General features: G+C 69.6%; 11 protein-coding genes. 8 read left to right on the top strand and 3 right to left on the bottom strand.

The window, feature by feature from the left end; genetic code table 11:
- The first annotated feature begins 22 nt into the window (after window positions 1–22).
- The 8 genes from rimM to QWG60_RS14705 all read left to right on the top strand — a co-directional run bounded on the left by rimM (window position 23) and on the right by QWG60_RS14705 (window position 8,416).
- Window positions 23–574 (top strand): ribosome maturation factor RimM, encoded by a 552-nt coding sequence (gene rimM, locus QWG60_RS14740; protein ID WP_146909233.1) that lies wholly within the window; start codon window positions 23–25, stop codon window positions 572–574.
- A 17-nt stretch (window positions 575–591) separates the two neighbouring features.
- The gene (gene trmD, locus QWG60_RS14735; RefSeq protein WP_035592778.1) at window positions 592–1,356 is read left to right on the top strand and encodes a tRNA (guanosine(37)-N1)-methyltransferase TrmD; all 765 of its coding nucleotides are present in this window, start codon (window positions 592–594) and stop codon (window positions 1,354–1,356) included.
- Window positions 1,357–1,509: 153 nt separating this feature from the next.
- Complete coding sequence (gene rplS, locus QWG60_RS14730) at window positions 1,510–1,866, top strand: 50S ribosomal protein L19 (protein ID WP_035592776.1); 357 nt, start codon at window positions 1,510–1,512, stop codon at window positions 1,864–1,866.
- A gap of 111 nt (window positions 1,867–1,977) precedes the next feature.
- Entirely contained in the window at window positions 1,978–2,883 is a 906-nt protein-coding gene (gene xerD, locus QWG60_RS14725; protein WP_246124684.1) for a site-specific tyrosine recombinase XerD, read from the top strand.
- 3 nt (window positions 2,884–2,886) lie between these two features.
- Window positions 2,887–3,627: a DsbC family protein gene (locus QWG60_RS14720; RefSeq protein WP_246124683.1), complete on the top strand. Its 741-nt coding sequence runs from the start codon at window positions 2,887–2,889 to the stop codon at window positions 3,625–3,627.
- 72 nt (window positions 3,628–3,699) lie between these two features.
- Window positions 3,700–5,016 carry a homoserine dehydrogenase gene (locus QWG60_RS14715; RefSeq protein ID WP_146909230.1) on the top strand — a complete coding sequence of 439 codons (1,317 nt, stop codon included), beginning with the start codon at window positions 3,700–3,702 and terminating at the stop codon, window positions 5,014–5,016.
- Window positions 5,017–5,105: 89 nt separating this feature from the next.
- Complete coding sequence (gene thrC, locus QWG60_RS14710; protein WP_046078401.1) at window positions 5,106–6,494, top strand: threonine synthase; 1,389 nt, start codon at window positions 5,106–5,108, stop codon at window positions 6,492–6,494.
- A 119-nt stretch (window positions 6,495–6,613) separates the two neighbouring features.
- A complete protein-coding gene (locus QWG60_RS14705; protein WP_146909227.1) occupies window positions 6,614–8,416 on the top strand; it encodes a single-stranded-DNA-specific exonuclease RecJ in 1,803 nt (600 codons plus the stop codon).
- Window positions 8,417–8,793: 377 nt separating this feature from the next.
- Here QWG60_RS14705 and QWG60_RS14700 read toward each other — a convergent pair whose 3' ends face one another.
- The 3 genes from QWG60_RS14700 to QWG60_RS14690 all read right to left on the bottom strand — a co-directional run bounded on the left by QWG60_RS14700 (window position 8,794) and on the right by QWG60_RS14690 (window position 12,373).
- Complete coding sequence (locus QWG60_RS14700; RefSeq protein WP_046078399.1) at window positions 8,794–9,213, bottom strand: VOC family protein; 420 nt, start codon at window positions 9,211–9,213, stop codon at window positions 8,794–8,796.
- Between the two features lie 131 nt (window positions 9,214–9,344).
- Window positions 9,345–11,924, bottom strand: coding sequence for a heavy metal translocating P-type ATPase (locus tag QWG60_RS14695; protein WP_146909225.1), 2,580 nt, complete (start codon window positions 11,922–11,924; stop codon window positions 9,345–9,347).
- Window positions 11,921–12,373 carry a MerR family transcriptional regulator gene (locus QWG60_RS14690; RefSeq protein ID WP_046078396.1) on the bottom strand — a complete coding sequence of 151 codons (453 nt, stop codon included), beginning with the start codon at window positions 12,371–12,373 and terminating at the stop codon, window positions 11,921–11,923. Before QWG60_RS14690 ends, QWG60_RS14695 begins: the two co-directional genes overlap by 4 nt.
- Between the last annotated feature and the right edge of the window lie 58 nt (window positions 12,374–12,431).

Genomic DNA, 12,431 nt, shown 5'->3' with positions numbered 1-12,431 from the left:
GAATGTCTGAGGCAGGATCGCGATGAGCGCAGGCGTCGAGCCGACACCGGCCAATGAGCACGTGGTGCTGGGCAAGTTGACCAGCCCCTACGGTGTGAAGGGCTGGCTGAAGGTGTATTCGTACACCAGCCCGATGGAAGGCATCCTCGAGTACGACGAGTGGGTGCTGCGTCATCAGGGCCGACTCGTGCGCTATCGTCTCGTCCGGGGACGCCCGCAGGGCAAGGGCCTGGTGGCCCGCCTGGAAGGCGTCGACGGTCGAGATCAGGCCGAGGCCCTGGCCGGCGCCGAAGTGCTGCTGCCCACGGCCGAGCTGCCCGAACTCGACGGCGACGACGAGTTCTACTGGTACCAGCTGGAAGGCCTGCGGGTCGTGACCCGCGACGGCGTGACGCTGGGCCGCGTCGACTACCTCTTCGAGACCGGCGCCAACGACGTCATGGTCGTGAAGGGGCGTGACGGCGACGCCATCGACGATCGCGAAAGACTGCTGCCCTTCCTGCCCGACGAGGTCGTGCAGAAGGTGGATCTCGAGGCCGGCGTGATGACCGTCGACTGGGATCCGGACTTTTGAGTCGCAGCGACGCCTCCATGTGGGTCGGTGTGGTATCGCTGTTCCCCGAGATGTTCGAGGCGCTGACCCGTCAGGGCGTGACGGGCAGAGCGGTGGACAAGGGGCAGATCGCCCTGGAGTTCTGGAATCCCCGGGACTACGCCACCGACCGGCATCGCACCGTGGACGACCGCCCCTACGGCGGCGGACCGGGGATGCTGATGAAGGTCGACACCCTGCGCTCGGCCATCCACGATGCCCGCGAGCGGGCCGAGGACGCCACCGGGCAACGCCCGAAGGTGATCTATCTTTCGCCCCAGGGGCGTCAGCTGGATCAGCGCGGCGCGCAGGAGCTGGCGGAAGGCCCACCCCTGGTGGTAGTGGCCGGACGCTACGAAGGCATCGATGAACGGGTCGTTGAAGCCGACATCGATGAAGAATGGTCGATCGGCGACTATGTGCTGAGCGGCGGCGAGCTGCCGGCGATGGTGCTGATCGATGCCGCGGCAAGGCTGGTGCCTGGCGTGCTGGGCCATCAGGATTCCGCGGTCGAGGACTCCTTCAACGACGGACTGCTGGACTGTCCGCACTACACGCGCCCCGAGGTGATCGACGGGCGGCGGGTGCCGGATGTCCTGCTCAGCGGCCACCATGGCGCCATCCGGCGCTGGCGGCTCAAGCAGTCCCTGGGGCGGACCTGGCTCCGGCGACCCGACCTGCTCGAGGGCAGGACGCTGGACGCCGAGCAGCAGGCTCTGCTCAAGGAGTTCATCGAGGAGTACGTGCCGGCCGAAGGCGACTAGGCCGGGCGGAGGTGCAGGACACGCCACGAGAGGCGGAGACCTGCGTCACCAACAGGACTCCCGCGCGTCGAGGCATTCGAGCGCCGGGATCACGGTTCGTCGGCCATCCACTGCCGGATCGGCGAATCATGTATGTTATCGAGGAGTTAAGTCATGAGCAGCAAGAACAAGGTGATCCAGGCGCTCGAAGCCGAGCAGATGAGCAAGGAAGTGCCGGAATTCGCCCCGGGCGACACCGTGACCGTCCAGGTCAAGGTCAAGGAAGGCAGCCGCGAGCGTCTGCAGGCCTTCGAAGGCGTCGTCATCGGCAAGCGTAACCGCGGCCTGAACTCCGCCTTCACCGTGCGCAAGATCTCCCACGGTGTCGGCGTCGAGCGGACCTTCCAGACCTACAGCCCGCTGGTCGACTCCATCAGCGTCAAGCGCCGCGGCGACGTTCGCCAGGCCAAGCTGTACTACCTCCGCGAGCGCAGCGGCAAGTCCGCCCGCATCAAGGAAAAGCTGGCCTGAGGCGACGCCTCGCCGGCCAGTGGTGACGCGGCTTGTCAGTCCGCGTGACATCGCAACCCCGTCACCGCAGTCGCGGGGCGGGGTTTCGTCGTTCAGGGGGCGAGGAACGCCATGACGACCATCGCTGACGAGGCCCTGGCGCTGATCGAGGCCTGCCTCGATGACCTGTGGCTGGGAGAGGGCGCCAGCGACAACACCCTGGCGGCCTATCGCCGTGACCTGACCGCCTGGGCGGCCTGGCTAGACGGGCGCAACGCCACGCTGCTGGCGCCCGGCGCCGAGGCCCTGCCGGCCTGGCTCGACGCCCGGCGTGACGACGGCTACAAGCTGCGCAGCAATGCCCGGCTGCTGTCGAGCCTGCGACGCTTCTACCGCTGGGCGCTGGCCGAGGGGCGCATCGACCACGACCCGATCGCCGAGGTGAAGCTGCCGCCGGCCCGGCCGTCGCTACCGGACACCCTGGAAGAGGACGAGGTGGAGCGGCTACTGGCCGCGCCGGACCTCGGCAGCGACTTGGGGCTGCGCGATCGCACCATGCTCGAGGTGCTCTATGCCGCCGGGCTGCGCGTCAGCGAGCTGGTCGGGCTGACCACCGACGCCGTCAACCTGCGCCAGGGCGTGGTGCGGGTGCGCGGCAAGGGCGACAAGGAGCGCCTGGTGCCGCTCGGCGAAGAGGCGGTGGACTGGCTGTCGCGCTACCTGCGTACCGGGCGTGCGGCGCTGATGGACGACCCGTCTCGGCCGGCGCTGTTTCCCGGTCGGCGTGACGCCTGCCTGACGCGCCAGGCCTTCTGGCACCGTATCAAGGCCCATGCCCTGGTCGCCGGCATCGATCGCCCGCTGTCGCCGCACACCCTGCGCCACGCCTTCGCCACCCATCTGTTGAATCATGGGGCCAATCTGCGTGTCGTACAGCTGCTGCTCGGTCACAGCGACCTGTCGACCACGCAGATCTATACCCATGTCGCGCAGGCCCGGCTCGAGGTCCTGCACGCCGATCATCATCCCCGAGGCTGAATCATGAGACCCATCTCCCGTGTTGTCGCCGGCGGTATGCTCGCCGCTCTGTCACTCCCCGCCCTGGCCCAGGACCCGGCCATCGAGCAGCTGACCGAACGTCTCGAGGTCGACGGCCAGCAGATGCCGGTGGAGCATATCGAGGAGACCCCGCTGGCGGGTTTCTACGCGGTGCGACTGGAAACCGGCGAGCGCTTCTATACCGATGCCGATGGCGGCTACTTCCTGGTCGGCGACCTCTACGAGAACGCCGAGGGAGGGCTGGTGAACCTCTCCGAGCAGGCGCGCAACGCCGAGCGGGCCGCCCGCGTCGCGGCGATCCCTGACGAGGAGCGGGTGATCTTCCGCGGCACCGACGAGCCGAAGGCGCGGGTCACGGTGTTCACCGACACCACCTGCCCCTACTGCCGCCGCCTGCACGAGGAGGTGCCGCGCCTCAACGAGATGGGTATCGAAGTCGACTACCTGGCCTTTCCGCGCGGCGGGATGAGCTCGCCGGGGGCCCGTGAGCTGCAGCAGGTCTGGTGCGCCGACAATCCCAGCGAGGCGATGTCGACGGCCAAGCGCGAAGAGGCGCTCGAAGGCAACGCAAGCTGCGACAATCCGGTCGAGGAACAGTATCATCTGGGCATGCAGCTGGGCGTGCAGGGCACCCCGGCCATCGTGCTGCCCGACGGGCGCCTGGTGCCCGGCTACGTGCCGGCCGAACGCCTGGCGACCATGCTGGGCCTGAACGACGAATAGGCGCGCCATCGAGCGCGCGGGCCTTCGGGCCGAACATCGCTGAGACACCAAGCAGTAACGAGGGGAAAGACATTGAAACCGGTGAGAGTGGGAATCTGTGGCCTGGGCACCGTCGGAGGCGGGACCTTCAACGTACTGACGCGCAACGCCGACGAGATCGCCCGTCGGGCGGGGCGTCCGATCGTCATCGAGCAGGTGGCCTTCCGCACGCCCAACCCCGAGTGTGACGTCACCGGCATCAACACGACCCATGACATCTTCGAGGTCGCGGCCAATCCCGACATCGACGTCGTCGTCGAACTGATCGGCGGCTACGACGTGGCCCGCGAGCTGGTGCTGACCGCCATCGAGAACGGCAAGCACGTGGTCACCGCCAACAAGGCACTGATCGCGGTGCACGGCAACGAGATCTTTCAGGCCGCCCACGAGAAGGGCGTGATCGTGGCCTTCGAGGCCGCGGTGGCCGGCGGCATCCCGGTGATCAAGTCGCTGCGCGAGGGTCTGGGCGCCAACCGCATCGAGTGGCTGGCCGGCATCATCAACGGCACCGGCAACTTCATCCTCACCCACATGCGCGACGAAGGCCGCGCCTTCGAGGACGTGCTGGCCGAGGCCCAGGCGCTGGGCTACGCCGAGGCCGACCCGACCTTCGACGTGGAAGGCATCGACGCCGCCCACAAGCTGACCATCCTGGCCTCCATCGCCTACGGCGTGCCGCTGCAGTTCGAGAAGGCCTACACCGAGGGCATCTCCCGGGTCACCGCCGAGGACGTCGAGCAGGCCGACAACCTGGGCTACATCATCAAGCACCTGGGCATCTCCAAGCGCACCGACGAGGGCCTGGAGCTGCGCGTGCATCCGACGCTGATTCCCAAGGAGCGGCTGCTGGCCAACGTGCACGGTGTCAAGAACGCCATCGCCGTGATGGGCGACGCCGTGGGCCCGACCCTCTACTACGGCGCCGGTGCCGGCGCCGAGCCGACCGCCTCCGCGGTGGTCGCCGACGTGCTCGACGTGGCCCGCGACATCGCCACCGACCACCACTACCGCGTGCCCTACCTGGCCTTCAGCGGCATCGGCGAGAACGCCGACCAGCCGCCGATCCTGGCCATGGAAGAGATCAGCACCGCCTACTACCTGCGTCTGCTGGCGGTCGATCGTCCCGGCGTGCTGGCTCGCGTCGCCACCATCCTCTCCGAGGAAGGCATCTCCATCGAGGCGCTGATCCAGAAGGAGGCGACCGAGGGCGAGCTGGTGCCGATCATCCTGATGACCCACCGCACCCGCGAGAAGCACATGAACGAGGCGATCCGCAAGATCGAGGCCATGGCCGACATCGCCGGTTCCGTCACTCGCATTCGCGTCGAGTCGCTGGAAGAGAATCAATAACCATCGGCCGCGTGCCTCGGGCAGCGGGCGGCGGGCAGCGATATGCCCGTAGCCCGTAGCCCGTAGCTCGAGTCCCACGGAGTGGAATGATGCGCTATATCAGTACTCGCGGGCAGGCGCCCGCGCTCTCCTTCGAGGAGGTCGTGCTCACCGGCATGGCCAGCGACGGCGGCCTCTACGTGCCCGAGACCGTCCCCCAGCTGAGCCACGAGCAGCTGGCCGACATGGCTGGCTGCTCCTACGCCGAGATCGCCTTCCGGGTGATGCAGCCCTATGTGGGCGGCGAGATCGACGACGACACCTTCCGCGAGATCGTTCGCGACGCCTACGCCACCTTCAGCCACGACGCCGTGGTGCCGCTGAACCAGCTCGATGCCAACCACTTCCTGCTCGAGCTGTTCCACGGCCCGACGCTGGCGTTCAAGGACGTGGCCCTGCAGCTGCTCGGCCGGCTGCTCGACCACTTCCTCAAGAAGCGCGGCGAGCGTGCGGTGATCATGGGCGCCACCTCCGGCGACACCGGCTCGGCCGCCATCGAGGGCTGCCGCCACTGCGACAACCTGGACATCTTCATTCTGCACCCCCACGAGCGGGTGTCCGAGGTCCAGCGTCGCCAGATGACCACCGTGCTGGCGGACAACGTGTTCAACGTCGCCATCGAGGGCAACTTCGACGACGCCCAGGCCATGGTCAAGGCCAGCTTCGCCAACCAGGACTTCCTGAACGGCACTCGGCTGGTGGCGGTGAACTCGATCAACTGGGCGCGCATCATGGCCCAGATCGTCTACTACGTGGCCTCCGCCGTGGCGCTCGGCGCGCCGCACCGCAAGGTGAGCTTCTGCGTGCCGTCGGCCAACTTCGGCAACGTCTTCGCCGGCTACATGGCCTACCGCATGGGCCTGCCGGTCGAGCGCTTCGTGATCGCCACCAACGCCAACGACATCCTGCACCGCACCCTGGCCGACAACGACTTCTCCAGGAAGGAACTGGTCGCGACCCTGGCGCCGTCCATGGACATCGTGGTGTCGTCCAACTTCGAGCGTCTGCTGTTCGAGGCCTATCAGCGTGACGGCGCGGCCGTGGCCGAACTGCTCGAGCGCTTCCAGGACGAGCCCTCGGCGCTGGCCGATGCGCCGCTGGCGCGGCTGCGCGAGATGTTCGCCAGCCACAGCATCGACGACGCCACCATCCTGGAAGTGATCCGCGAGGCCCATCACCGCACCCAGGAGATCCTCGACCCGCACACTGCCACCGGCTATCGCGCCGCCGAGCGCGAGCGCGGTGACGGCAGCGTGCCGATGGTCACCCTGGCCACCGCGCATCCCGCCAAGTTCGCCGAGGCGGTGGTCAAGGCCGGCTTCCCGGGCGTGCCGCTGCCGCCGCACATGGACGACCTGCTGGAGCGCGAGGAGCGCTACAGCGTGCTGCCGGCCGAGCTCGCCGCCGTGCAGCAGTTCGTGGCCGACAACCGGCGCTGAGTCGGTCCCGGCTCGCAGGCCGCTCCGGGGGCGCCCGTCTCCGGCGGTTCCCCGGTATCACCGTTGCCCCCATGACGCCCGGTTCGCCGGGCGTCTTGCCGTCATCTCCAGGAGTTTCCGTGGACGCTACCCCGACGCCCGTATCCGAAGACGCGTTGACGACCCGTATCCTGCCGCGCCCCCGCGACGAGGCCCTGGAGGCCCGTGCCCTGTCGGAGGGGCTGACGCCGCTGCAGGCCCGCGTGCTGGCCGGGCGTCTGTCTGGTCATGCCGGCGAGCTTGCGCCGCTGGTGTCGCCGAGCCTTCGCCACCTGGCGCACCCCGAGCGGCTCAAGGACGCGCGCCCGGCGGCCGAGCGCATCGCCCAGGCGGTGGTCGAGGGCGAGCACATCGGCATCCTCACCGACTACGACGTCGATGGCATCACCTCCCACGTGGTGATCCGGCGCACCCTGAACGAGCTGTTCGGCGTGCCGGAAGACAGGCTGCACAGCCTGATCGGCCACCGCATCCACGACGGCTACGGCATCAGCCTGCCGCTGGTGGAGCGCACGCTGAAGCTCTCGCCGCGGCCGAGCCTGGTGATCACCGCCGACTGTGGCAGCAGCGACGAGCCGCGCATCGCCCGGCTCAAGGCCGCCGGCATCGACGTGGTCGTCAGCGACCACCACGCACTGCCGGTGGAGGGACCGCCGGCCTCGGCCTTCGCCACCGTCAATCCGACCCGCGACGACTGCGACTATCCGGACCCGACCATTGCCGGCTGCATGGTCGCCTGGCTGACCATGTCGCTGGCCCGCTCGGTGCTGATCGAGTGGGGCGTGCTGTCGGCCGCCACGCCCAAGCTGTCGCCCTGGCTGTCCTACGTGGCGCTGGGCACCGTGGCCGACTGCGTGTCGCTCGGCGGCAGTGCCGCCAACCGCGCCGTGGTCACCCAGGGACTGGCGCTGATCAATCGCATGGAGGCGGCCTGCTGGCGGACCATGGCCGAACGGCTGGGCGCCGACAGCGTGCCCTTCGACGCCGAGACCCTGGCCTTCCAGATGGGCCCGCGGATCAACGCCCGCTCGCGGCTCGACGATCCCTACGCCGCGTTGCACTTCATGCTCGCGGCGGACGACGCCACGGCGGCGCGGCATCTGGAAACGCTCGACCAGGACAACCAGTCGCGCAAGGCCATCGAGGCCGACATGGCCGAGCAGGCGAGGGCACTGGCCCGGCCGCAGCTCGCTGACGACGCGCCGGCGTTGGTGGTCTATCTCGAGGATGGCCATCCCGGGGTGCAGGGCATCGTCGCCTCACGCTTGGTACAGGCCTTCGGTCGGCCGACCCTGGTGCTGACCCCGGCCGCCCAGGCCGGCATGCTGACCGGCTCGGGGCGCTCCATCGAGGCGCTGCACCTGCGCGACGCCCTGCAGCGCACCTTCGAGCTCGCCCCCGAGGCGCTGCCGCGCTTCGGCGGCCACCGCGGCGCCGCCGGCGTCGGCGTGCCGGTGGAATCCCTCGAGGCCTTCCGCGCCGCCTTCCTGCAGGCGGTTAGCGAGCAGCTCGGCGACATCGAGTTGTTCCCGAAGGTCTTCACCGACGGCGAACTGGCACCGGCCCAGCTGAGCCTCGCCACCCTCGACGAGCTGGAGGCGCTCGGGCCCTACGGCCGCGAGTTCGACCCGCCGCTGTTCGAAGGCGAGTTCCTGGTCGAGTCGCTGCGCCCGGTGGGCGCCGAGGGCAATCACCTGATGATGGAGCTCTCGGCCGGCCCGGTGTCGACCAGGGCGATCTGGTTCCGGGCGCTGACCCCGGGCGAGGTGCCGGCCTTCGGCGTCGGCGACCGGCTGCACTGCGCCTACAAGCTCAACCGCAACCGCTGGCGCGGCCGCGAATCGCTGCAGCTGATGGTCGAGCACGCCGCGCCGGTGCGTTAAGCGGTCAGTAGGTTGGCCATACCCCCGGGTCGCCAGCTCCAGCAGGTGGCCGTCGGGATCGCGGCCAAATAAAGAGCACGCTCTCCAGAGAGCGGCCTCAGTAGGTCGGCCATACCCCCGGGGTTGCCAGCTCCAGCAGATGGCCGTCGGGTCGCGGTCGAATAAAGAGCACGCTTTCCCGAGAGCGGCCTCAGTAGGTCGGCCATACCCCCGGCGTGGCCAGCTCCAGCAGGTGGCCGTCGGGGTCGCGGCCAAATAAAGAGCACGCTCTCCAGAGAGCGGCCTCAGTAGGTTGGCCACACCTCAGGGGTCGCCAGCTCCAGCAGGTGGCCGTCGGGTCGCGGTCGAATAAAGAGCACGCTTTCCCGAGAGCGGCCTCAGTAGGTCGGCCATACCCCCGGCGTGGCCAGCTCCAGCAGGTGGCCGTCGGGGTCGCGGAAATACACGCTCTCACCGCCTCGCGGCCAGTGGGTGCGGCCCTCGATCCCGACGCCGTGCTCGCCCAGCTGGGCCTCCCAGTCGGGCAGCGCCGGCGCGGCGATGGCGAAGGCCATGTGCACCCGGCCGGCGCCGTCGTGGGGCGGGATGGTGCCCATCTCGCCGGGCAGCACCACCGTCTCGCTGGTCTCGCCGTCGAGAAACAGCAGCAGCACCGTGCCGGCGCCGGCGTCATAGGCGGTGAAGCGATGGTCGGCGTTGAAGGGGCTGAGCCCCATCACCGTCTCGAAGAAGCGCCGGGCCCGGGGCATGTCCGCCACGTAGAGGGCCGTTTCCAGCACGCCGTTGAGTTCGGGCATCGGGGAATCCTCCCTTTGGCTTCGTCTCTTAAGCGTAGCGCCGGCGGTCCCGGGCGTCGGTCAACGCTGGCCCCAGAACCACCAGGCGATCAGGGCGATCAGCGCCAGGCCGGCGAGATTGACGATCCAGCTCATGCGGGCGACTCCTGCTTCGTGGTGGATGAGGACTCGGGGGAATAAGCGGCGCCCTGGGGGCGGAACCAGCGCAGGCGGCTGGCGTTGCCGACCACGGTGATCGACGAGGCCGACATGGCGGCGCCGGCGATCACCGGCGACAGCAGGCTGCCGGTCAGCGGGTAGAGCGCGCCGGCGGCGATGGGGATGCCGAGCACGTTGTAGCCGAAGGCGCCCACCAGGTTCTGCTTGATGTTGGTCAGGGTGGCGCGGCTGATGGCGATGGCGTCGGCCACGCCGTGCAGCGAGTCGCGCATCAGGGTGATGCCGGCGCTCTCGATGGCCACGTCGGTGCCCTGGCCGATGGCGAAGCCGACGTCGGCGCGGGCCAGGGCGGGGGCGTCGTTGATGCCGTCGCCGACCATGCCGACCGTCTCGCCGTTGGCCTGGCGCCGCTCGATCTCGGCGTGCTTGTCCTCGGGCAGCAGCCCGGCGCGGACCTCGTCGATGCCGACCTCGTCGGCGATGGCGCGGGCGGTGTGCGCGTTGTCGCCGGTCAGCATCACGAGGGTCAGTCCCTCGTCTCGCAGGCGCGCGACGGCGGCCTTGGCATCGGCGCGCAGCGGATCGCTGACGCCGAACAGGGCGACGAGCTCGCCGTCGACCGCCAGCTGGACCACGGTGCGCGCCTGGCCCTCCAGCGCCTCGACGCGCGCCTGGCCCGAGGCCAGATCGATGCCGGCCTCCTCGAGCAGCCGGGCGTTGCCCAGCAGCAGCGTTCGGCCGTCGGCCGTGCGGGCGCGCACGCCGCCGCCGGTCACGCTGGTGAAGTCCTGGATCTCGGCCGCTTCAGCGTTCTGCGCTTCGGCGTGGGCGAGCAGGGCGGTGGCCAGCGGGTGCTCGGAGCCGCGCTCCAGCGCCGCCACCCAGCCGAGTGCCTCCTGCTCGTCGCCCGTCAGCACCTCGGCCTCGGTCAGGCGCGGCTTGCCCTCGGTGAGGGTGCCGGTCTTGTCCACCACCAGGGTGGTGAGATGGCTGGCGGTCTGCAGCGCCTCGCCGCTTCTCACCAGTACGCCGTGCTCGGCGGCCTTGCCGACGCCGATCATGGTGGAGATCGGCGTGGCCAGGCCCAGCGCGCAGGGGCAGGCGATGATCAGCACGGTGCTGGCGGTGACCAGCATGTGCAGCACCCGCGGTTCGGCGCCGACGTTGAACCAGATCAGCGCGGTGAGCACGGCGATGATCATCACCGACGGCACGAAGATGCCGGAAATAGTGTCGGCGAGCCGGCCGATGGGCGGCCGCGAGGCCTGGGCGCGGGCCACCTGCTCGGTGATGCGGCCGAGCCGGGTGTCGGCGCCGACTCGGGTGGCCCGATAGACCAGCCCGCCCTGGCCGTTGACGGTGCCGGCGCTGACCTCGTCGCCGGCCGCCTTGGCTACCGGAGCGGGCTCGCCGGTGAGCATGGACTCGTCGAGATGGCTCTCGCCCTCGAGCACCTCGCCGTCCACCGGCAGGCGCTCGCCGGGGCGCACGCGCAGCCGGTCGCCCTCGCGCACCTCGTCGATCTCGACCTCCTGCTCCTGGCCGTCGCGGATCACCCGGGCGGTGCGGCTCTGCAGGTCGAGCAGGCGGCGCAGGGCGTCGCTGGTGCGGCCCTTGGCCTTCAGCTCCAGGGCGTTGCCCAGCAGCACCAGGCCGATCACCATCGCCGAGGCCTCGAAGTAGAGGCCGCGGGCCATTTCGGGCAGGGCCTCGGCGAAGGCCACCACCGCCATGGAGTAGAGCCAGGCGGTGCCGGTGCCCATGGCGATCAGGGTGTCCATGTTGGCCTGGTGATGGCGCAGGTTCTTCCAGGCGTTGCGGAAGAAGTGCCGGCCGGGCCCGGCCATCACCGCCAGGGCCAGCAGGCCCACTGTCAGCCAGAACCAGCGCCCGGCGCCGAGCGGCTGGGGATGGTAGACGAACATGCTGACCATCAGCGGCACGGCCAATGCCAGCGACAGGACGCTGCCGCGCAGCCGGCGGCGATACTCCTCGACGTCGCGCTCGGCCCGGACCTGCTCGGCCTGGCGCAGGTCGAGGATCGGCTCGGCGCCGTAGCCCACCGCGTCCACGGCGTCGATCAGCGCCTGGGTGTCGGCGCTGCCGCGTACCTGGGCGGTGTGGTTGCCGAGGTTGACCGTGGCCGATTCGACCCCCGGCGTGCGCTCCAGCGCCTGCTGCACGCTCTTCACGCAGCCGGCGCAGGTCATGCCGGTGATCGACAGGCGTTGAGTGGTGGCGCCGTCGCCAGCGGACGCCGCCGTCGATGTCGGCGCCGGTTCCGGCGCGGAGTCGGGGGCCGGCTCGGCATTGGTCTCGGCGTTGGCGGTCGGCTCGATGGACGACGTCTCGGCGGGATAGCCGGCGTCCGCGAGCACGCGGTCGAGCTCGGCATCGCCGAGCGAGGAGATGACCTGGAGGCGATGCTCGGCCGGCGTGCCGGTGACCTCGGCCTCGGCGTCTTCGGCCTGGATGGCCTCGCGCATGCGCTTCACGCAGCCCTGGCAGCTCATGCCGGGCACGGTGCGCTCGAGGCGTGTCGTTGTGCTCATGACGATGTCTCCTTGGGCGCCGCTTTCCTGTTGGTAGGCTCCAGCGGCTCGGGGAAGCTCTCGATCAGGCGACACAGGCTGTGGCCGTCCGGGATGCCGTCGGGCAGGTGCTCCCAGGCTGCCAGCGCTTCCTCCATGCGCTCGGCCAGGGCCTCGAGCTCGCGGATGCGGTGGCGGATCTCCGGCAGGCGCCGGGCCAGCAGATCGCGCACCAGCGGGCAGGGGGAGTCGCCGTGGTCGGACTGCTCGAGGATCTCGCGAATCTCGGCGACGCCGAAGCCCAGGGTGCGGGCGCGTTGGATGAAACGCAGCCGGCGCAGGTCGGCATCGTCGAAGAGCTGGTAGCCGTTGTCCGGGTTCCGCTCGGGTCGCAGCAGCCCCTCGCGAGTGTAGTGGCGCACGGTCTCGGCGGTGACGCCGGCCTGGCGGGCGAGTTCGCTGACCTTCATGCCTTGCGTCTCCTGATAAGGGAATACTCAGAGTGTAAAACCCTTGGGTTACACAAGG

The sequence above is a fragment of the Halomonas halophila genome, from assembly GCF_030406665.1.
GTDB classification, from domain to species: Bacteria; Pseudomonadota; Gammaproteobacteria; order Pseudomonadales; family Halomonadaceae; genus Halomonas; species Halomonas halophila.
Note: the sequence above shows the minus strand (reverse complement) of the source record. Positions and strands in the feature narration are given on the sequence as shown.